At 36.5% G+C, this 20,926-nt stretch carries 19 protein-coding genes; 12 read left to right on the forward strand and 7 right to left on the reverse strand.

The genetic code is table 11. From position 1 onward, the window contains the following. The 4 genes from MLD65_RS15985 (at window position 1) to MLD65_RS16000 (ending at window position 3,451) form a co-directional block, all read left to right on the forward strand. On the forward strand, window positions 1-639 hold the full coding sequence (locus MLD65_RS15985; protein ID WP_243292854.1) for a response regulator transcription factor: 639 nt from the start codon (window positions 1-3) through the stop codon (window positions 637-639). A gap of 2 nt (window positions 640-641) precedes the next feature. Beyond that, entirely contained in the window at window positions 642-1,283 is a 642-nt protein-coding gene (locus MLD65_RS15990) for a response regulator transcription factor (RefSeq protein ID WP_243292877.1), read from the forward strand. A 5-nt stretch (window positions 1,284-1,288) separates the two neighbouring features. Further along, window positions 1,289-3,019 carry a sensor histidine kinase gene (locus MLD65_RS15995; RefSeq protein WP_243292855.1) on the forward strand — a complete coding sequence of 577 codons (1,731 nt, stop codon included), beginning with the start codon at window positions 1,289-1,291 and terminating at the stop codon, window positions 3,017-3,019. A 246-nt stretch (window positions 3,020-3,265) separates the two neighbouring features. After that, the gene (locus tag MLD65_RS16000) at window positions 3,266-3,451 is read left to right on the forward strand and encodes an anti sigma factor C-terminal domain-containing protein (RefSeq protein ID WP_243292856.1); all 186 of its coding nucleotides are present in this window, start codon (window positions 3,266-3,268) and stop codon (window positions 3,449-3,451) included. 108 nt (window positions 3,452-3,559) lie between these two features. Here the strand turns inward: MLD65_RS16000 and ahpF are convergent, their stop codons facing one another. Both ahpF and ahpC read right to left on the reverse strand, forming a co-directional pair. Continuing rightward, window positions 3,560-5,092 (reverse strand): alkyl hydroperoxide reductase subunit F, encoded by a 1,533-nt coding sequence (ahpF, locus tag MLD65_RS16005; RefSeq protein ID WP_243292857.1) that lies wholly within the window; start codon window positions 5,090-5,092, stop codon window positions 3,560-3,562. Window positions 5,093-5,108: 16 nt separating this feature from the next. Then, window positions 5,109-5,672: an alkyl hydroperoxide reductase subunit C gene (gene ahpC, locus MLD65_RS16010; RefSeq protein WP_243292858.1), complete on the reverse strand. Its 564-nt coding sequence runs from the start codon at window positions 5,670-5,672 to the stop codon at window positions 5,109-5,111. 328 nt (window positions 5,673-6,000) lie between these two features. On the opposite strand from ahpC, the gene MLD65_RS16015 reads away from it, so the two are divergent. Both MLD65_RS16015 and MLD65_RS16020 read left to right on the forward strand, forming a co-directional pair. After that, window positions 6,001-6,909 carry a pyridoxamine 5'-phosphate oxidase family protein gene (locus tag MLD65_RS16015; RefSeq protein WP_243292859.1) on the forward strand — a complete coding sequence of 303 codons (909 nt, stop codon included), beginning with the start codon at window positions 6,001-6,003 and terminating at the stop codon, window positions 6,907-6,909. 12 nt (window positions 6,910-6,921) lie between these two features. Continuing rightward, window positions 6,922-7,242: an iron-sulfur cluster biosynthesis family protein gene (locus MLD65_RS16020; protein ID WP_243292860.1), complete on the forward strand. Its 321-nt coding sequence runs from the start codon at window positions 6,922-6,924 to the stop codon at window positions 7,240-7,242. A 19-nt stretch (window positions 7,243-7,261) separates the two neighbouring features. Here MLD65_RS16020 and MLD65_RS16025 read toward each other — a convergent pair whose 3' ends face one another. The 4 genes from MLD65_RS16025 to MLD65_RS16040 all read right to left on the reverse strand — a co-directional run bounded on the left by MLD65_RS16025 (window position 7,262) and on the right by MLD65_RS16040 (window position 12,470). Continuing rightward, window positions 7,262-8,152 (reverse strand): LysR family transcriptional regulator, encoded by an 891-nt coding sequence (locus MLD65_RS16025; protein ID WP_243292861.1) that lies wholly within the window; start codon window positions 8,150-8,152, stop codon window positions 7,262-7,264. Between the two features lie 145 nt (window positions 8,153-8,297). Further along, window positions 8,298-9,788, reverse strand: a complete 1,491-nt coding sequence (locus MLD65_RS16030; protein WP_243292862.1) for a peptide MFS transporter — start codon at window positions 9,786-9,788, stop codon at window positions 8,298-8,300. Window positions 9,789-9,993: 205 nt separating this feature from the next. Then, window positions 9,994-11,589: an MDR family MFS transporter gene (locus MLD65_RS16035; protein ID WP_243292863.1), complete on the reverse strand. Its 1,596-nt coding sequence runs from the start codon at window positions 11,587-11,589 to the stop codon at window positions 9,994-9,996. 14 nt (window positions 11,590-11,603) lie between these two features. Next, on the reverse strand, window positions 11,604-12,470 hold the full coding sequence (locus MLD65_RS16040; RefSeq protein WP_243292864.1) for a TetR/AcrR family transcriptional regulator: 867 nt from the start codon (window positions 12,468-12,470) through the stop codon (window positions 11,604-11,606). Between the two features lie 429 nt (window positions 12,471-12,899). Between MLD65_RS16040 and MLD65_RS16045 the strand changes: the two genes are divergently transcribed. Next, complete coding sequence (locus MLD65_RS16045) at window positions 12,900-13,073, forward strand: hypothetical protein (RefSeq protein ID WP_243292865.1); 174 nt, start codon at window positions 12,900-12,902, stop codon at window positions 13,071-13,073. Next, window positions 13,063-13,824 (forward strand): nuclease-related domain-containing protein, encoded by a 762-nt coding sequence (locus tag MLD65_RS16050; RefSeq protein ID WP_347709314.1) that lies wholly within the window; start codon window positions 13,063-13,065, stop codon window positions 13,822-13,824. The genes MLD65_RS16045 and MLD65_RS16050 overlap by 11 nt, the downstream gene beginning before the upstream one ends. 205 nt (window positions 13,825-14,029) lie before the next feature. Here the strand turns inward: MLD65_RS16050 and MLD65_RS16055 are convergent, their stop codons facing one another. Then, a complete protein-coding gene (locus tag MLD65_RS16055; RefSeq protein ID WP_243292866.1) occupies window positions 14,030-15,244 on the reverse strand; it encodes an NAD(P)/FAD-dependent oxidoreductase in 1,215 nt (404 codons plus the stop codon). 422 nt (window positions 15,245-15,666) lie between these two features. Here MLD65_RS16055 and desB point away from each other — a divergent pair, with 422 nt between their 5' ends. The 4 genes from desB (at window position 15,667) to MLD65_RS16075 (ending at window position 20,765) form a co-directional block, all read left to right on the forward strand. Then, window positions 15,667-16,788 (forward strand): Delta(10) desaturase DesB, encoded by a 1,122-nt coding sequence (gene desB, locus MLD65_RS16060; RefSeq protein WP_243292867.1) that lies wholly within the window; start codon window positions 15,667-15,669, stop codon window positions 16,786-16,788. Between the two features lie 284 nt (window positions 16,789-17,072). Continuing rightward, window positions 17,073-18,299 (forward strand): HD-GYP domain-containing protein, encoded by a 1,227-nt coding sequence (locus MLD65_RS16065; protein ID WP_243292868.1) that lies wholly within the window; start codon window positions 17,073-17,075, stop codon window positions 18,297-18,299. Between the two features lie 109 nt (window positions 18,300-18,408). Then, the gene (locus tag MLD65_RS16070; RefSeq protein WP_243292869.1) at window positions 18,409-19,596 is read left to right on the forward strand and encodes a zinc metalloprotease; all 1,188 of its coding nucleotides are present in this window, start codon (window positions 18,409-18,411) and stop codon (window positions 19,594-19,596) included. An 86-nt stretch (window positions 19,597-19,682) separates the two neighbouring features. Beyond that, complete coding sequence (locus MLD65_RS16075; RefSeq protein ID WP_243292870.1) at window positions 19,683-20,765, forward strand: PRK06851 family protein; 1,083 nt, start codon at window positions 19,683-19,685, stop codon at window positions 20,763-20,765. The last annotated feature ends 161 nt before the right edge of the window (window positions 20,766-20,926 follow it).

A 20,926-nucleotide genomic window follows, 5' to 3' on the forward strand; every position in this document is an offset into this window, starting at 1 on the left:
ATAAAAGAGGGGTACGCTTCAATAAAAACAGCCTTTACAGCAAAAGAAGCGCTGCAACAGATTGAGGTGTATTCTTTTGACTTTATCGTTCTAGATGTCATGTTACCAGATGGGAATGGATTTGAGCTTGGACCGAAAATCCGTGAGAAAACAAATGCATATATTTTGTATCTAACAGCCAAAACATCCGATCTCGATGTTTTAACAGGATTCGCAATGGGAGGTGACGATTATGTCACAAAGCCATTTAATCCACTGGAAATCGTTGCTCGGATGAAGGCGGTACAAAGAAGAATGTTTCAAATGCCTATGGAGGCATCAGGAGTGAAAAAATCGCTAATCTATGATTTTGGCCATTTTCAAGTAAATGAAATGACAAAAGAATTGAAGGTGAAAGGGAAAAGTGTAACTTGTTCGCCACTCGTATTTAAATTGTTGCTTTATTTATGTAAACACCCTAATCGTGTGTTTTCGAAAGAAGAATTGTTTGAGGCGGTTTGGGGATTGAATCATATCGTTGATGACAACACGATCATGGTACATATTCGAAGGGTTAGAGAGCGAATTGAGCCAGAGCCAAGCAATCCTAAATACCTTGTAACCGTTCGCGGTCTAGGCTATAAGTTAGTCAAGGAGTAAGTATCATAAAAGAGGGGTACGCTTCAATAAAAACAGCCTTTACAGCAAAAGAAGCGCTGCAACAGATTGAGGTGTATTCTTTTGACTTTATCGTTCTAGATGTCATGTTACCAGATGGGAATGGATTTGAGCTTGGACCGAAAATCCGTGAGAAAACAAATGCATATATTTTGTATCTAACAGCCAAAACATCCGATCTCGATGTTTTAACAGGATTCGCAATGGGAGGTGACGATTATGTCACAAAGCCATTTAATCCACTGGAAATCGTTGCTCGGATGAAGGCGGTACAAAGAAGAATGTTTCAAATGCCTATGGAGGCATCAGGAGTGAAAAAATCGCTAATCTATGATTTTGGCCATTTTCAAGTAAATGAAATGACAAAAGAATTGAAGGTGAAAGGGAAAAGTGTAACTTGTTCGCCACTCGTATTTAAATTGTTGCTTTATTTATGTAAACACCCTAATCGTGTGTTTTCGAAAGAAGAATTGTTTGAGGCGGTTTGGGGATTGAATCATATCGTTGATGACAACACGATCATGGTACATATTCGAAGGGTTAGAGAGCGAATTGAGCCAGAGCCAAGCAATCCTAAATACCTTGTAACCGTTCGCGGTCTAGGCTATAAGTTAGTCAAGGAGTAAGTATCATGAAATCAATAAAGCGTAGAATTGCTTTTCATTTCTCCATACAGTTTATCCTTCTATTACTTTTTGTTATAACGGTGTTGCTTATAGCATTTTTCTTCTTAACATACTTTATAGTAAATCAAGAAATAAACCGTCATTATCCAGAAGGAGTGCTTGATACAATCACAACAGAAACAATAATTGTAGATGGCGATGTCAACGTTCCAGATATATGGAATGAAGAGCTTAAAAAGAAGGATATGTGGCTTCAAATTGTGAATGAAGAGGGGGATGTTATTTATTCTGTAAATGTACCGAATGTTATTCCTTCCCACTATTCATTTAAAGAGATTACGGAATTGGAACATCAAAAATCTTATAAACAATACGAGATTACTACTTTAATCGACTCTTATTATTACGACGAGCCTTATTTATTTATTATGGGTTTTCAAAATCATAAACAAAAACTATTGAATAAATGGGTTGATGAATTTAGTGAAGGTAGCAAAGTCAATCCACACCACCTTCCTGTATTAAAACAAGAGTTAAAATCTGTTGAAGGATTTTTAGATATTGTAAATTCTGATGGGGAAGTCATCCAAAGGATTGGAAATGGTCAAACACCTATGAAGTACAAAACTATTGAAATCCATGATCGTTTAGCAAATCCTAAAAAATATGATACGGCTATTAACGTAAAGAACGTTAATGGTTTTATGTGGGTTCTTCATACAGAATCGGAAACTAAGAACATACAAATTTCAACGATACAACAAATTATTATTGTGTTAACGATTATTGGGATTGTTTTTTTAATCATCTTAATCTCTCTCTCTATTTGGCATGGGATTCGCTATGGGCAACCACTTTTATTATTTATTAGCTGGTTAGAACGAATGAAAAATGGTCAGTATGAAGAAGTTTTTACAGCAAACGAACGCAAGAAGTTGTTTAATAAAAAAAATCGAATACGCCTTCGTTTTCGTCTGTATAAAGAAGTGATTCAAGAGTTTTACCATATGGCTGAGCAATTAGCTCGTTCAGAGAAAGAGCGGGAACGCCTTGATCAAAAAAGAGAAGAGTGGATGGCAGGAATATCCCATGATTTACGCACACCCCTTTCGACCATTCAAGGATATGGATACATGCTTGAAAGTGATCAATATGAGTGGGATCAAGAGGAGCTTCAAGAAATTGGCGAAGCGATTCGGAAGAAAAGTGATTATATGTTAGAGCTTATTCAGGACTTCTCCTTCGTTGCGAAATTAAAACAGCAAGAATGGCATTCTCAATTTGAAACCTTTGATATCATCAGTGTCATTCACACTTGTTTGGAAAAGTATAAAGAATATAGCAATCTTTATTTTGATGCTCAAGATGAAATATTTTTGGAAGGAAATCCACAGTGGATTGAGCGCTTACTGGATAACCTTGTGATTAATGCCATAAAACATAATCCGCCGGAAACAAAAGTTATGATTTCGGTTGAAAAGGACGATGAACAAATAGCTTTAATAGTTAAAGATAACGGAATTGGGATGGATGAGGAAACGAAAGAACGGTTATTCTCGCGTTACTATCGTGGAACAAATAGTGAGGGAAAAGTTGATGGAAGTGGACTAGGCATGAGCATCGCAAATGCCATTGTACAGGCACATCATGGAACCATTTCCGTCCATTCACAACTTCATCAAGGTACGATGATTACGGTGTATTTTCCTGTTTTGAAGAATAAAAAAATATCATAACCGTTTTTATTTGAGTGTTAATAAAAAAATTTACTAGAAACAAATGAGACTGACCGCCAATTGAGGTGATATAAAATGGATATCACCATTTTCTTAGTTACATTAATAATTTTCTTTTTCATTTTTAATGGAGTGAAAAAGGTACTATAACGTTCACTTTTAAAAAAATTATTCTTGGATTGCTTGTAACTTTGTTAGCAATTAATATAATAATGTTTTTTATTATGTAGTTAGTTTAAGAAGGGCATGTATCAAGAAGAAGCAGAAAAAATCTATAATTCCATAACGAACAATGGCGAGAAGGAATTAACGGCAGAAAACTTATCCATTATTGGTGTTGTGGTAACAGGAGAGCCGAGTGAACTGCAAAAGTATAACAATATACAACAAATTCGTGGTGCGACCTTAGGTGCGACAGTAGATAAATATTAGGGTTTTGGTAGTGCATTAATGCATTAAAAAAGAGCGGGTATGTGCGTATATAAAAAGCGTCAAAGTGCAAAAATGCCTTTGACGCTTTTAGGTAATGGTCAATTCCCTTCATTCATTTCGAATTAAATAATCAAACGCACCAAGTGCTGCTGTCGCGCCAGAGCCCATGGAGATGATAATTTGCTTGTAAGGGTTATTGGTACAGTCCCCTGCTGCAAAGACGCCAGGGATGTTGGTTGCACCGTGTTGGTCGACGATGATTTCACCGAAGCGCGTACGCTCAAGTGTTCCTTCGAGCCAACCTGTATTTGGAACAAGGCCGATTTGGACAAAGACACCTTGTAAGTCGATATGTTTTTCTTCGCCGGATTCTCTGTCGATATACGCTATACCTTCAACGTTGTCTGTTCCAGTTATTTCTTTTGTTTGTACATTTTTTAGAACTGTAACGTTCGGTAGGCTATATAAGCGTTTTTGCAGGACATCGTCAGCTTTTAATTCTGGCATGAACTCAAATAGCGTTACATGATCGACGATACCAGCTAAGTCAATCGCTGCTTCAACACCGGAGTTTCCTCCACCAATAACGGCCACGTGCTTTCCTTCAAATAATGGTCCGTCACAGTGTGGACAGTAGGCAACTCCTTTGTTTTTGAATTTTTGTTCCCCGGGGATGTCTAGGTTGCGCCAACGGGCACCTGTTGAAATAATAATGCTTTTACTTTTAAGTACTGCGCCATTTTCAAGTTCCACTTCAAATAAATCCTTCTTGTCTAATCGGACGGCACGCTGTAAGTTCATAACGTCTACGTTATACTCTTTTACATGCTCTTCAAGGCTTGTAACAAGTTTTGGTCCTTCTGTATGTTTTACACTAATAAAATTTTCAATGCTCATTGTATCAAGCACTTGACCACCGAAGCGTTCGGCTACAATACCTGTACGAATTCCTTTTCGAGCAGAATAGATCGCTGCACTTGAACCAGCAGGGCCTCCGCCTACGACGAGTACATCATAGGGTTCTTTTGAAGAAAATTCCTCAGCACTTGGACTATCTCCAAGTTTCGCAAGAATTTCGTCGACAGTCATACGTCCACCGCTAAAGAATTCTCCATTAAGAAATACAGATGGTACTGCCATGACATTTTTACTTTCCGCTTCCTCTTTATAGGCTGCTCCATCAATCATTGTGTGGGTAATTCCTGGATTTAAACTGCTCATCATATTTAAAGCTTGAACGACTTCTGGACAGTTGTGACAACTTAAGCTAACATAAGATTCGAAATGATATTCACCTTTTAAGTTTTTAATTTTTGTCATAACACTTTCGTCAATTTTGGGTGCTCGGCCACTGACTTGTAGTAAGGCTAGTACTAAAGAGGTGAATTCATGTCCTAAAGGAACACCAGCAAATGTGATACCTGTGTCTTCGCCTACACGGTTCACGCTAAAGCTTGGTGTTCTTTTTAATCGTGCTTTTTCTACCGAGATGTTCGATGACATGGAGGCTAGCTCATCAATGAGAGCGAGCATCTCTTTTGATACTTCATCAGTGCCTGTACTAACCTTTAAGACAATATCGTTTTCTAATAGTTGTAAGTATTGGTTTACCTGTGTTTTAATTTCTGCTTCAAGGACCATGTTTTTATTCCGCTCCTTAAATTTTTCCTACTAAATCTAGGCTTTGTCTAAGTGTTTTTTCGCCTTCTTGCCATTTTGCTGGGCAAACTTCACCTGGGTTGTTGCGAACATATTGAGCTGCTTTAATTTTGTTCATTAATGTGCTTGCATCACGACCGATTCCACTAGCGTTAATTTCTACTGTTTGGATCACGCCGTCTGGATCGATGATAAATGTTCCACGATCTGCAAGACCTTCTTCTTCGTTTAACACTTCAAAGTTGCGAGAAATGATTTGAGAAGGGTCACCGATCATCGCGTACTCAATTTTACCAATCGTTTCTGAGCTATCGTGCCATCCTTTATGGGTAAAATGTGTATCCGTTGAAACTGAGTAAACTTCAACACCAAGTTTCTTTAATTCTTCGTAATGATTTTGAAGGTCTTCAAGTTCCGTTGGACATACGAATGTGAAGTCAGCAGGGTAGAAGCAAAATACACTCCATTGTCCTTTTAAATCTTCATTCGTTACATCCATAAATTCACCGTTTTTGTAAGCTTTTGCTTTGAATGGTTTTACTTCAGTACCAATTAATGACATAATAAAAATTCCTCCTTTAAAATTATAATTAAATTATAATTATTTTAATCACAAAACTATTATTATATAAAATTATATATTTGTAAAGAAAAAAGATTATTTAATATAAATTTAAACAGGGAATGGAAACATCATGACTTTTGAAGGAGAGGAGAGCAAGATGAATGGAAATGTCGATAATTAGAATTAATAAGGAAAAAAACACCACAAAGAGGGGGAGGCGCTCATATTCAAAAAAATGATATTAACATTCAAATAATTCAATTTTTCAAATAATAAAGAGTGATTTATAATAAATGAAAATGCGATAGAAAGGGGCTTTTAGAGGATGGAAATATTTCATTCTGGTGAGCGTGAGGTACAAAAGAAAGTAGGTGTTATCAAACAAGCAGATGCCGTAGGGAGAATGGTTCAACCGTATATCCCGAAATCAATTCAATCGTTTATCGAAGTACAGCCACTGTTGGCAATTGGTACAACCGATTTAAAGGGAAGGCTATGGGCTTCGTTAATAAGTGGTCATCAAGGATTTATTCGGGTAATCGATCAACATACAATTAGCATTCAAGCTCCATTTCATAAGTATGAACAATTATATTCCCATCTTCAACACAACCCGAACGTTGGTATGATTGTTATCGAATTTTCGCGAAGGATTCGTATTCGGATTAACGGGTTTGCGGACGCTTTAGACGAAGGGAGAATAATCGTTAAGACGGAGCAAGTATATGGAAACTGTCCTAAATACATTCAGGCAAGAAAAGAAATTAAACGTAATAGGGGCAATGATCGAAAGCTTGAAGAAGTAAGAGGAATGAGATTGAATAAAGAACAGCAGAGTTGGATTAAAAAGTCTGATACATTCTTTATTTCAAGCGCGAATGCATTAGGAAAAACCGACATTTCACATCGAGGAGGACAGCCAGGATTTGTTTATGTAGTAAACGATACGAAACTTCTTTTCCCTGACTACTTAGGAAATATGATGTTTAATACGCTAGGCAATGTGGTAGAAAATCCAAAAACAGGATTGCTGTTTATCAATTTTGAATATGGACATACGTTACAGCTAACAGGTACATCTTGTATTATTTGGGAAATGGATGGACCAGAGCAAGCTCAATTTCCTGGTGCCGAGCGATTGATTGAATTTACCATTGACGAAGTCATACAAACGGAACAGGCGCACCCATATTCGTGGGAGTTTATCAGCTATTCCCCGTTTAATCCCAACTAGGAGGATGGAGTAATGAAAATCATCTTGACACTTCATGCGATCGCTCGATTACAAAAACTAAGTGAAAAATACCGAGAGCATTCCGTTTTCATCATTTACGAAGTTGGAGGGTGTGGCAGTGAGTTGGACGGATTATTTCGGTTGCTGTTCGTTCGGAATTTCGATGACCGAACGGTTTCAATCCAAACGAACTGGCGTCCCGTTTATGTAAATGAATCGACGCTTCTTTTTATGGATCAAGAAATGGTCATCGATTATACGTCTGGGGGATACGTAGTGAAAAGCGCAAATCAAATTTACAGTCATCCGATGCCGATCGAAATTGAACCATAATAGAATCCATCGACACAAACTAGTTTTCTGTGTAGAGTTCATTTTGCAAAACGTTAAGAAATGTCTGCAAAGCAAGGCAGTACGGATGTTTATCTTTTCTGTAGACAAAACCGACTGTTAAATGAAGGTTTGCATGACTTAATTCTTTAAATATTGTTCCCGGGATGCAATCTGTGGCAATAATTTGCGGAACGATCGCCATTCCTGCTTGATGCTGGACCATTCTTTTTACAACTTCAAGGCTTCCACATTCGAACATCACCGAGATCTCTGTTTCCTGATTGGCAAAAGCACGTTCGGCAACTTCTCGGATCGTACATTTCTGCTCTGTCAAAACAAATCGTTGTCCGAACAAATCGTTTAACGTTATTTCTTCTTTTACAGCAAGTGAATGATTTTTATGTAAAAGCAACCCAAGTGGTTCAGTAAATAATGGTTGAAATAAAAGGTGAGACTCATTAGAAGGTTGGGTGCTGATAGCGAAATCTAAATTACCTGTAGCAACACATTCGTTTAACATGTGTGCACTTCCAACTTCGATGGAAATCGTTACATTTGGTCTTTCGTCCAGAAATTGACTTGTAATCGCAGGTAATTTTAAACTAGCAAAAGGTTCAATACACCCCATACGGATATGTCCAGAGTATCCGCTGCCAATGTCCTGAATCGATTGTTTCAGACGTTCCACATCGAAAAGAATCGGTTTTGATTGTTCATAAAGAATCCGTCCCGCTTCTGTTAACGTAACCTTTCTTCCTTGTCTTTCAAAAAGAAGTACGCCAAGTTCTGATTCTAACTTTTGTATTTGCATCGTGACGGTCGATTGGGCATATTTTAATTGTTCTGCTGCCTTTTGGAAACCATTTAAATCAACGACCATGTGAAATGTTTTTAAATTTCGAATATCCATTTTCAACCCCTTGATTCAAAAATAATGAATGATATATAATTTAAATTCATTTTTTAAAATATAACATAAGGGTTGTTTCAGAACCATTCCTAAAATGATTCTACCACTAAAAAAATCCTCTAACCGAGGTAGAGGATTTTTTGTATTACCGTATACCCTTCATAAAGTCTTGGATTTTTGGAGACAGTGCAAATAGGATGATAGATAGCACGATCGCTGCTCCTCCAATACTTCCGAAGTAAAGCATTTCGTTTTCAGGTGAATAGAATTTAACAAGCTGTGCATTGATTGCTTGTGCTGCAGCACTCGATAAAAACCAAAGACTCATCGTTTGTGAAGAGAAGGCAGCAGGCGCTAGCTTTGTAGTAGCAGATAGTCCGACAGGTGACAAGCATAATTCCCCTAGTACGACAATGAAGTAGCTAAGAACAAGCCACAATGGGTTTACTAATGAATCGCCACCAAAATATCCTGGTAACAGAATGACAAGGAATGATAAACCAGCAAACAATAATCCTAAAGAGAATTTTTGCGGTACTGACGGTTGACGATTTCCAAGCTTTACCCATAACCAAGCAAAGACAGGTGCAAACATAATAATAAATAATGGGTTTAATGATTGGAACCAAGCTGGAGAAATGTGAATACCAGCGAAATCTAACTGTGTACGTTTATCAGCGTAATTTGCAAGGATGGTTGATCCTTGTTCTTGAATCGCCCAGAACATGACAGCAGCAATGAATAATGGGATATAAGCGATCACACGTGAACGCTCAACCGCAGTTGTTTTCGGACTAAAGTACATCACAATAAAGTAAAGAGTTGGAATAAGAATACCTAATATTCCTACAAGGTTAATAAATGTATTAATGGTAAATAATCCTTTTGGAATTAAGACAGCCAAGAGAATGGCAATGACAACAGCACTAATACCAAAAATTGAAAATACTTTTTTCTTCTCACCTGCTGTTAAAGGATTGGGCACATACGTACCTGCTAGGCCTAAATTCTTTTTCTTCGTAAAAATAAATACTAATAATCCTAAAAACATTCCAACAGCAGCAATTCCAAATCCTAAATGGAAATCAATTTTCATTCCTACTGTTCCGACAATTAACGGGGAAAGAAATGCTCCAAGGTTAATTCCCATGTAAAAGATACTAAATCCTGCATCACGGCGATTATCTCCTGCGCTGTACATCTCACCTACGACGCTTGAAACATTCGGTTTTAACAATCCTGTACCAAGGATAATTAAAGCCATAGACATAAAGAACATAGAAACGCTTCCTGGTACGGCTAAAGCGATATGACCAAGCATAATGAGAACTCCACCATAAAATACCGCTTTTGACATACCAAAAATGCGGTCAGCTAGCCAGCCGCCGATAATTCCGGACATATACACTAGTGCACCGTAAATCGACATTATGGCAAGTGCTGTGTTTTGATCAAATCCTAATCCGCCTTTTGACACTTCATAGTACATGTAAAATACAAGGATGGCTCTCATCCCATAATAAGAAAAGCGCTCCCAAAACTCAGTGAAAAATAGAGTGAAAAGTCCCTTTGGATGTCCAAAGAATCCTCTTTGCGGAACACTTTCCACAATTTTCTGTTTATTTATATCTGACATATTAGAACCTCCTTCATTCTTTTAATATAATAATTTTTTATTTAGATATTGTCAAAATATTTTTCGTTTATTAATTTTGTAAAATATTCCACACTATTTGTTTATTTTTTAGAATAATAAATATAGTGATATTTTTTTGAAATTTTAGGCTTAGAAAGCATAAAAAAGTCCCTTTCTAGATTGTGAAAGGAACTTCTTTAAAAAATTAGTTTACTTCTTTAATTAATGATACTTCTTCTTCATCGTTGTTTGACGTCCTTAACGGAAGTTCTTTTAAAAATAAGGTTGTAATAAGCGCAAGGATAATAACACCTGCTCCTACAGCAAAAACACTTGTTAAAGATACATTTAAAGCGTTTTTCAATACGTCGATAAATTGATCGAAAAATCCGGCCATTTCAGTAGGTAGGCTTGATTGAACAGCTTCTAGCTGATCTGGGCTCATTAAAATTTGTGGGTTTTGCAAGTCGGATAAGCTTTCTTCCATCCCTGGAGCGGGTTGGGGCATGTTTTTAGGCTGAGTTGCTGAAAGCTCATCGGCCATCCGATTACCCATTACTGATCCGAAAATCGCAACACCAATTGTTCCACCAATTTGACGGAATGTTTGCATAGCAGATGTCGCGACACCTAAAAATTTATGGGCAACAGCATTTTGAACGGTAATTTGGAACACAGGCATGTTCATGCCTAAACCGATACCAATAATCATCAACTGTAAAATTAATTTCGTTAAACTTGATTCCACTTCTAACGTCGTGTTTAAAAATAATCCAATCGCCATGATGGCAAGGCCGATTAGTGCAAAGATTTTATATTTCCCTGTTTTTGTAATTAAGTTCCCAACGACAATACTTGAGACGACCATTGTAATCGTCATAACCATTTCAACTAAACCAGATACAGTAGCCGTTTGTCCTTGGACGCCTTGCACATAAAATGGAACATACATAATCGTTCCGAACATCCCCATTCCTAACAGCATCCCGGCAATATTAGAGATGGTAAAAACACCATTTTTAAACAAATAGAGCGGTAAAACAGGACTTTTCACTTTTAATTCAACGAAGATGAAAGCGATTAGAGAAAGAACCGTTAATGAAAACAAACTAATAATTTGTGGTGATAGCCACTCATAACGATCACCCGCCCAAGTAAATCCTAAAAGAAGACTGGCAATCATCATCGTTAATAAAAGGGAACCTACATAATCGACAGATTCTTTGTCTTTTCCTTGATGGGAAGGATAAAGCTTTAAAATTAACGCAAACGCGACAAGACCAATTGGGAGGAATACCCAAAACACCCAGTGCCAATCAAAATTGTCGACAATGTATCCGCCTAATGTAGGACCAAATAAACTGGAGAGTCCAAATACGCCCCCGAGCATTCCTTGCCAACGTCCTCTTTCTCGTGGAGAGAATAAATCTCCAACTGTGGTGAAAGCACATGACATAATCATACCTGCTCCAAAGCCTTGAATTCCACGATAGATAATGAGCTGGAAGATAGAATCAGATAACCCACTTAAAAAAGCTCCTAATGTAAAAATTCCGATTCCAATTAGGATAAATATTTTTCTTCCGTAAATATCTGATAATTTCCCGACTAGCATAGCTGTAATCGTGGAAGTCAGCATATAAATTGTGAATACCCAATCAAAATATTCCATACCACCAATTTGGGCAATAATCTTTGGTAATGCGGTACCGACAATTGTCATGTTTACAGCAGCAAAAAACATAGCGGCCATAACCGCGATCATAATGAGCACTTTTTGCCTTTGTTCTAAATGTTCCATTTAAAAACCTCCTGTTAAATAAAATTACGAGCTTTTTTCACAAGGACAACAAGCTGGTCTTCTTTTTCTAAATAAGAGAGAAGCGCCTCCATTAAAAAGGAGCGTTGATGTTCTTTTGTTATTTCCTCCAACAATAAAGAGATAGTGTCAAGAAGCTTTTTCCGCCATTCGTCGTTTGAAATGGCTTGAACTTTTAGTTTCATCTCTCCAAGTACGGATTCAATCGTATCTGTCACGATGCTTTTTTCGATGGAGATGTATTTTTTAACAACTGCATCTGTCACAACTGGTACTTCTTTTTGTTCACTTAACTGAGTAATGGTTGAATCAATGCGATTTGCTATAAAGTTTGCTGCCGGTTTAATGAGTGCATACTGTTTTGATTCGATGATAAGAAATAAAGATTCTTTGATCATCCCTTGCAGCATAATCATGACATCCCAAATAAATGGTTCAATTTCTTTTCCGTATGCCGTAAGCAAGCTTTCATATCGCCAATTCATAATTCGTGAACGCATATGTGTTTTTAACGATTTCAGCTTTTCACTTTTATGAAAGGGTATTTCCTTAAATTGCATGAATATAAAGTCTTTCTTTTGTAAAAAATCTTCCATTTGCAAAGCGATATGATCTTTTAACCAAGCTTTTGAGGATTCATAATCTTGATAATCTAAAACTCTTGCTTTTTTAAATAATTGATTTTGGTGATACTCACAAACTTTAATAAATAGATCCTCTTTTGATTGGAAAAATTTATATAAGGAGCCTTTTGATATCCCACACTGTGTAGCAATTTCTTGTACGGACGTAGTGTAGTATCCTTTTTCGGAAAAAAATGAAAGAGCTACTTCTAATATTAATTGCTCTTTTGATTCCAACATATTCACCTCTGAGTCTAGTGTAGAACTGTTCGGTCAAAAAGGAAACCAGATAGTCAAATGTGATTTTAATGAATTTTATTGCGGGAGTCAAATGTTTTGTTTACTAGGAGGGATACAGTGAAAAAGAGTACGAGGGAGTAATTTGACCATTTACTTTCCGGTGCAATTCGGCCAATTGAGGTGCAAAAAGGGATGTTCAGGCGCAATTAAGGAGATTGACGCGCAATTATTTCTAAATTCGTGCAATTATACCTCCGATTCGTGCAATTAATACGAAAACTCGTGCAAAAAATGTCCAAAGTGGTGCAATTATCCAATTTGACTAATATGTTTTCCAATTTTCGAGTCGAATGAATAATTTTTAAAACAAAAAGGGATTCTGCCAGTACATGTCGAAACTGATTATATCTTAACGAAAGGAGTCGTATCATGATTAAAAAAGAACGAACAAAACCAATTAAGTTAAAGAAATTAGAAGCATTGATCAGGAGATTGTCTAGTACACATCCGAAAAGGCCACTCGTGCAAAAAGAACTTGCAAAACATTTAGCTGGGTATAGGGGAGAACAATCGATTGATTACCATTTAAGCCATCTGGCTTGAAAATCAGCATCAATATTTTCAAATCGATACGGTGATAGCATCTAGTCAATTTTTATTATTTTTAGAAGTGAAAAATATTGCTGGTACATTATGTTTCGATGGGGATATGCACCAAATGGTCCGAGTTTTAGATGGTAAAGAAGAAGGGTTTCCAGATCCTCTTTTACAAGCTAGAAGACAACAACTCCATTTTCAAACGTGGCTTGAACAGCATAGACTCCCGAGCTACCCACTAGAACACCTCATCATCATTAGTAATCCATCCACAATTATTAAAGCCCCTGCTTCCTATAAGAATAAGCTTATCCATAGTGCAAATCTTCTGTTTAAAATAGATGAGCTAGAACAACGCTTCAAGAAAGAAAGTATTAGTAAAAAAGACCTTCAAAAGTTATCTTCGTTGCTTGTTAAAAAGCATACCCCTCATGATGTAAATATTTTAAAGCAGTTTGACATTTGTAAAAGCGAGTTGTTAACTGGTGTCCACTGTCCAAATTGCTTAACACTTCCTATGAAAAGAGACTATGGGTACTGGCGATGCTCTAATTGTATGTATGTATCCAAAGAAGCTCATATTCATTCCATTTATGACTACTCGTTGCTTGTCAGTTCTTTCATTTCAAACAAAGACCTCAGGTTCTTTTTAAACATTTCATCACGTTCAATTGCTACAAACCTTTTAAAATCCTTATCTATGGAGAAAACTGGTGCAACAAAAGGTACGAAATATAAGATTATTAGTGACTTTTAAAAAAAGCCCCCCTTGTATCTTTCATTCAAGGGGGCTAACTAAGTGATCAAAGTTGCACATCTCTATAGTTAAAGGTAATGTGAATTTTTGAAATGATTGCATATAAATCGTGAATACTTCATGAAACTAGCCTTATTTTCACCTCAAAAGGCTGAATTGAACATCTATTCGTAGAATATTCCGATTCGAACATAAAACTCCAAACTTACCGTTTTGCCGGTCGGTTCTGCAAATAAAGGTCGACATTTGGATTGGGTTCACCTGTAATGAGGTCACGAATAATCTTTGCTAGCACCATACTATACACGGTTCCATTATCACCAAAGCCAAACAAATAATAGCAGTTAGGGTGGTTTTCATATAAGCCGATAATAGGGAGACCGTCGTGTGTTGTACCATAAAATGCACCTAAGTAATATTCTGGTGTAACATGAATATCTGGGAATAATTTATTAAATTCTTCAATAAGCATATCTTTCTTCGCTATGATCTTTGAATCGCGATCTTTTGCATAAGATGTAGTGTCATCAAGGCCGCCAATAATTATACGATTGTCTGCAGTTGTTCGCATATAAACGTAAGGTCGTGCTGTTTCCCAAATAAGTGTTCGGTTATGCCATGAAGAAAAATCTTTGACTGGATTTGTAACCGCAGCATATGAGCTCCCGTAAAAAGCATTCTTTTCATTTTTGAATTCGAGTCCCTCGTATCCTGCAGCGATAATGATGTGCTTTGCTTTTATTGAATAATTCCCTTTTGTAAAAAAGATTGCATAGTCTTTTTCGAATTTTTTTCCGGTAACCTCCGTTTCTTCATAGACTTGCACACCTTTCTTTTTTACATATTCAAGGAGACCATACGTAAATTTCATCGGATTTAGCTCTCCATCATTTTTAAAATAAAGGGCTGCATGTTTTTGAAATGGATAGTTTTGTTCTATATCTTTTTCAGACCAATACTCAACATGGAAGCCGTGCTTTTTTAACAACTGATATTCTTTTTCTAGTTTTGAAACATGATCTCGTTCACTTGCATAATACAAACTGTCTCGTCGGGTGAATTCAGAATTTATAGGAAGTATAGATGAAGCTGTTTCAATATCATCAATCGCTTTTTCACATAATTGAAAATGGCGCACTGCATTTTCCTCACCAAAACTACCCACAAGCTCATGTAACATTTTTTCTCCTAAATATTGAATAAGTGCTGTGTTCGTACTTGTACTTCCTGTACTTGCTTTTCGTTTATCCACCATTACAATGTCTAATCCACTTTCAGCCAAGAAATAAGCACATTGAGCACCAGAGGCTCCTGCACCAACAATGAGTACATCACATTCGATGTTTTCTTCTAGTTTAGGATAGGATGGAGGATGGGGAAACGTTGTTTGCCAATAAAATTTACCAGATTGCAAATCCATCTTAGAAACCCACCTTTATAAAGTCTTGATTCCTTTTAAGGTAGTTTCACCCATTTAATAAAAACGATTCACTCCGTAAAATGGTATATTCCGTGATAAGTATTAACGGTTGTTGATTAAGAAGATGTAAGGTGTTAACTAGAAGCACATTATTATGATCAGAAATTAAAACTAGATTTTAATACTTGGTCTTAAAAACATTGACGAATATGCTTTTGACTGTTAGGATAGAAAGAAAGAAGAACAAAACATACGGGGAGGTTATTTTCAGAATTTTTTATCGTTAACCGTTTTCGATTTGTGTTTTGCTCTGAATGTTTTACCCGTATTTGTACTAGCAACAATTGATAAACCTAAATGAAAAGAACGAGCGTTTATCATCGCTAATATAGATATTGGGCTTAGTTGAAAGGAGTTATTTAATGAAAAAATTTCAAACGTTTGGGTGGTATGCGAAACAAATTTCTCCGCATTTACCTAAGGAAGTGTTTAAGCCCGTCCCAACCCGTCTTTATGGTGGTCTCGCTTACTTACTTGTAACCATCGCTGGTTTCCTCACAATCGGATTGTTTGACCTCCATCCCATTTGGTATCTCTTGGTTTCCATCGTTTTAGGTTTTAGTTTTGCCGCATTAGGTTTTTTAGGACATGAAATATTGCATGGTACGGTTGTTCGTAAGCCTTGGATAAGAGATTTACTTGGAGCCGTTGCCTTTTGGCCATTAAGTACCGGACCGAAGCTTTGGAGAAAGTGGCACAATGTGACTCACCATGCTCACACACAGGATGAAGAATTAGACCCTGATGCATGGCCGACATTCGAGAAACTCTCAAAAAGTTGGATTTTACGTTGGATCTATAAAATTCCGTTTCCGATCCGTGCATTCGTTTCATTTTGTGGCTTAGCCGTCATGTTTACGTTACATTCAACAAAGATGCTTCTTCACTTTTTTAAGAAATTCCAACCGAAAAATCGAAAAGTTGTTTTAGGGCAGTTTGTCATTCCTTGGGCAACATGGATCACATTGCTCTTTGTGATGGGGTTTGAGAAATGGTTCTTTGCCTTTTTACTCCCATTACTTATTGGTAATTTCATTGTGATGAGCTACATTTCCACGAACCACCGGTTAAATCCAATTGTACCTGTAAACGACCCATTAGCAAACAGCTTAACCGTAACCGTTCCTAAATGGGTTGACGTGCTGCATTTCAACTTTTCGTATCATACGGAGCATCATTTATTTCCAAGTATGAGTTCGAAATATTATCCGTTAGTTAAACAGCATATAAAAGCAATGTGGCCGGAACGCTACCATGAAATGCCGATGACAAAAGCAATGGTAGCCTTATGGAAAACACCGCGTATATATTATCAACATAATGAATTAATTGAACCAAAGCGACAAAATGTGTACGGTTCTTTAGGAAATGGATTAAACCCAAACCATATCGAATTTCGCAAAGTCGAATTAGAAAAAGGAAAAAGCTTAACAGAAGCAGCGAAAGAAACATTTGTGATGAAAAAAATTGCAAAAGATCAATAAAAGACTTAAGAGCTAATCGACATAACCGGTTAGCTCATTTTTATTTGTTGCACATAGGGCCCGTTATAAAAATATTAAATAAATGTTAAATAACTAAACTTCTGTCTAGTTTTCCCCGATATTAATAATGGAATAGAATTATCTAATAGCTAAATAAATTCAAGTAGTAAGAAAACGTAATATACGGAACCAATCGTATTTAAAATATTTAAAATATTAACAGAAAGAAGGTTATTGTTGAGAAATGTCGAAAGTAATAATTAAATGACTTAGAGGTATGAATAATGAAAAAAGGATTGATTAATTCAACATTAATTCACGAGGAACAGCGGTCAGCTGTGTTATTTATTTCGCTGTTTTACTCGATAAGCATTGCTTTTGATCTTGTTTATTATTACATTATTCCTCGTTTTGTAGATAATGAAGCACCTGGGTTTCCTGAGGATGGATTTGGTTATTGGATATACATTTTTTTGTTTGGATTATTACCAGTAGCTATATATTTTATTAAAAATGAAAAGCCAAATCCAATAAAATACATTTATTTTATTGCTTATACCATTTTAACGATTTTAAATGATATTTTCATTTATGCTGGCAATAATCAAATAAGCTATAAAAGCGGAAATGCTGTAGAAGTATTTTTTATTTTATTCAGCCCAATTTTTGTAAATAGTCGCTTTTTTAATCTTGTTACTATTGGTTTAATTATACGCTATTGCATAGCAGGAGTTGTAATTCAAACTGCTGTTGTCTTTTTACCAATCGCGGTATTAACCGTATTATCGATTGTTTCTTTTATTTTACTTAACCGTTTTCAAGGATATGTAAAATCTATAAGTAAAGCCTATGACCAGCAAATAGAGAAAATCGTAAAGGGGATTATCGCCACACTTGAGCTAAAGGACTCTTATACTAGAGGGCATAGTGAACGAGTTGCTAAGTATGCTTCGATCTTAGCAGCGGAAACAAATCAATTTTCTAAGGAAGAATTAAAGTCGTTCAATTATGCTTGCTTACTACATGATGTTGGAAAAATCAATATTCCAGACTGTATTTTATTGAAGCCTTCGAGGTTGACGGATGAGGAGTATGAGATTATAAAAATCCATCCAGTTGTTGGAGCGGAAGTGGTTAAAGGTGTTGAGGGGTTAACGGGAGTTATTGATGTCATCCTTTACCACCATGAGCGTTGGGATGGAAAAGGGTATCCAGAACAGCTAAAAGGTGAGGAAATTCCACTGCTTGCACGAATTACAGCCATTGCCGATGCGTTTGATGCGATGACTTCTTCACGCTCTTATCGAAAAGCACTGCCGTTAAAAGAAGCGTATAGTCGTGTTATTGAAGGAAAAGGGACTCAGTTCGATCCAGAGCTAGTAAATATATTTCAGAAGATTTTTCCGAAGTGGGTGGAAGTATATAACAACTATCCTTGGAATGATCAGTCAAGCAACTCAAAGTATAACGAGTTGCAATCCTACTATTCAAAAAGGGAGGTGAGACCATGAAAATCCGTAAGCTTAAAAAAGTAAAAGCTACTTGTTGGTGGTGCATGTGGCGATAAAATGGAAGGATGCTAATTTTTAGCATCCTTTTTAAATAGAAAGGAGTTACGTTATGGCATTAACTAAACAATCAAAGCTAATTCTCCAACCATTAACAATTCGCCAAGACCGAAAAAGCTATATAGTAGAAGACGTAACAAGTCATGAGTATTATGAAATGCCGAAAATATGCGTTGATGCTATCGGAATGATTCAAGAAGAAAGAACATTAGGGGAGGTTGAAGTAGAATTAAAAAAACAATATCCTAATGAAAATGTCGATTTGATTGACTTTGCCAATCAATTGATTGAACTTGAATTAGTAAAAAAAATAGACGGTGAAGAGATTTCGTATCAAAAACCGAAAAATCAGAACAGTGGGTTTAGTTGGATCTCCCCTACATTTGCCCGACTCTTTTTCAGTAAATGGTCCATGTACGGCTTTGGACTATTATTTATCATCAACATCTTTCTTTTTCTATGGAAACCTGCTTTGATTCCTTCTTATCGTGATGTTTTTGTTTTTGATGTGATGAGCTTTAATATTCTTGCATGGCTGTTCATTACCTTTTGTACGGTAATGGTTCATGAATTAGGGCATGTGTTGGCGGCGCGGGCTTACGATTTACCGACAACGATGGGGATAAGTCACCGCTTATTTTTTGTTGTGTTTGAAACCGATTTATCTCGATCGTGGTCGTTATCTCCTAAAGAAAGAAATGTTTTATATTTAGGGGGCATGTGCTTTGATCAAGTCGTATTGTTTGGAGCTCTTATCGGTCAGCTCCTTTTTCCAAATGCTAATCTATTAGCGGTTATTGTCTTAGATGTTTTTATTCGTACTGTATTTCAGTGCTGTTTATATATGAAAACCGACTTTTATTATGTTTTAGAAAATGTAACCGGGTGCTATAACTTAATGGAGAATGGGAAGCAATTTTTGAGCAGATGGTTACCTTTTATCCGTCAACAAGACCAGACTGAAACATTTACAGGTGAAGAAAAAATGGTGAAAATGTATGCATTGTTTTATATAGCGGGTGTAAGTATCACAACGCTGTTCTTTTTTGTGTTTTACATTCCTCAAACAGTTTATGCATTGAAGCGAACAGTCCCTCATTTACTTTCGATGGAGTTTACAATTTATTTTTGGGATGCACTGCTATTTGTTGGGCAGCTTATCGCCATGACGAGTCTGCTCCTTTATTCGTGGGGGAAAAAATATAAACATTTACATAGTAAAAAGGAAAAAGTCGCTTAACGTGTAGCGTAGGCATTCACCCACATTTTCATTCTTGCATAACGTAATGAGTGGAACAGTAAAACTTGGGAGGGAGTAGTGAATAAATGACTGGAACAGTACGTCATTACTTTGCAGGGGGAAATACAGCAAAAGGTTTTTACAATTTATTTGATACAAATTTACAGCATTTAAACCGGCTGTTTATCTTAAAAGGTGGTTCAGTTTCGGGAAAATCGACACTTATAAAAGAAATAGGAGAAAAATGGGTTCATCAAGAAAATGATGTTGAATGGATTCATAATCCTTTGGACAGCCGTTCAGTTGATGGTGCCATTAATCGTACGATAGGAGCTGGAGTAGTAAACGGTACGGCACCTTATGTAGTAGAAGCGAAAAACCCATCTGTTGTAGAAGAGTACGTCAATTTTGGTGAGGCTTACGATACGAATCAATTGCGTGCTGATAAAGAGGAAATGATGATACTGAGAAAGAGCATGGATCATTTATATGAGCGAGCGTTTGAATCCTTTGCTGTTGCCCACCGTATTCATGATGATTGGGAAAAAATTTTCATCGAACAAATGGATTTTCAAAAAGCAAATAGCTTAGCAAATCAATGGGCTGAAACATTAATTGACCAACAAGAAGAGAATCGTAAAGGGGCTGTTTATCATCGTTTTTTAGGAGCAGCAACGTCAGACGGTCCCGTTGACTATATTGAAAACTTAACAGAGGATGTTAAAAATCGTTATTTTATTAAAGGAAGACCAGGATCAGGGAAATCAACGATGTTAAAGAAAATCGCGAAGAAGGCGATAGAGAGAGGATTTGACATCGAAATTTATCATTGTGGTTTTGACCCTCACAGTCTTGATATGGTTATCGTTCGAAAATTACAGTTTGCCATCTTTGATAGCACCGCTCCACATGAATATTTCCCTAATAAAGAGAATGACTTTGTCATCGACATGTATAAAGAATTGATCGAACCTGGAACTGATGAGATGTATGCGAAACAAATTGAAGCGTGTTCGAATGAGTATTCAAAAAAAATGAAAGAAGGAACCTCCTTTTTAAAACAAGCGAAATTACGCCGTGATCAACTCGAACAATATTATACAAACGCTATGAATTTTTCGAAGATCGAACAAATAAAACAAAAAATAGAACGGGAATTAGAAAACTAAACAAAGTGAGAGCTTTGCCTTCAATGGCAAAGTTTTTTATTTGTATAGGAAATTATTAATTTCCAACATTTGGACAACTTTGTTCAGTGTTTTGCGTCTAGCTCCGGGTGTTAGCGGCTAGCAAACTTCCCATTTCAACCGTACGATAAATCAACATCGAT

Origin of the sequence: Bacillus sp. FJAT-47783, assembly GCF_022808615.1 — a bacterium.
GTDB lineage: Bacteria > Bacillota > Bacilli > Bacillales > Aeribacillaceae > Bacillus_BZ.

Bases quoted from the DNA above. Each gene is read 5' to 3' on its own strand.
- MLD65_RS15995 (WP_243292855.1), top strand. From the start codon at position 1,289: ATGAAATCAATAAAGCGTAGAATTGCTTTTCATTTCTCCATACAGTTT.
- MLD65_RS16000 (WP_243292856.1), top strand. From the start codon at position 3,266: ATGTATCAAGAAGAAGCAGAAAAAATCTATAATTCCATAACGAACAAT.
- ahpF (WP_243292857.1), bottom strand. From the start codon at position 5,092: ATGGTCCTTGAAGCAGAAATTAAAACACAGGTAAACCAATACTTACAA.
- ahpC (WP_243292858.1), bottom strand. From the start codon at position 5,672: ATGTCATTAATTGGTACTGAAGTAAAACCATTCAAAGCAAAAGCTTAC.
- MLD65_RS16015 (WP_243292859.1), top strand. From the start codon at position 6,001: ATGGAAATATTTCATTCTGGTGAGCGTGAGGTACAAAAGAAAGTAGGT.
- MLD65_RS16020 (WP_243292860.1), top strand. From the start codon at position 6,922: ATGAAAATCATCTTGACACTTCATGCGATCGCTCGATTACAAAAACTA.
- MLD65_RS16025 (WP_243292861.1), bottom strand. From the start codon at position 8,152: ATGGATATTCGAAATTTAAAAACATTTCACATGGTCGTTGATTTAAAT.
- MLD65_RS16030 (WP_243292862.1), bottom strand. From the start codon at position 9,788: ATGTCAGATATAAATAAACAGAAAATTGTGGAAAGTGTTCCGCAAAGA.
- MLD65_RS16035 (WP_243292863.1), bottom strand. From the start codon at position 11,589: ATGGAACATTTAGAACAAAGGCAAAAAGTGCTCATTATGATCGCGGTT.
- MLD65_RS16040 (WP_243292864.1), bottom strand. From the start codon at position 12,470: ATGTTGGAATCAAAAGAGCAATTAATATTAGAAGTAGCTCTTTCATTT.
- MLD65_RS16045 (WP_243292865.1), top strand. From the start codon at position 12,900: ATGATTAAAAAAGAACGAACAAAACCAATTAAGTTAAAGAAATTAGAA.
- MLD65_RS16055 (WP_243292866.1), bottom strand. From the start codon at position 15,244: ATGGATTTGCAATCTGGTAAATTTTATTGGCAAACAACGTTTCCCCAT.
- desB (WP_243292867.1), top strand. From the start codon at position 15,667: ATGAAAAAATTTCAAACGTTTGGGTGGTATGCGAAACAAATTTCTCCG.
- MLD65_RS16065 (WP_243292868.1), top strand. From the start codon at position 17,073: ATGAAAAAAGGATTGATTAATTCAACATTAATTCACGAGGAACAGCGG.
- MLD65_RS16070 (WP_243292869.1), top strand. From the start codon at position 18,409: ATGGCATTAACTAAACAATCAAAGCTAATTCTCCAACCATTAACAATT.
- MLD65_RS16075 (WP_243292870.1), top strand. From the start codon at position 19,683: ATGACTGGAACAGTACGTCATTACTTTGCAGGGGGAAATACAGCAAAA.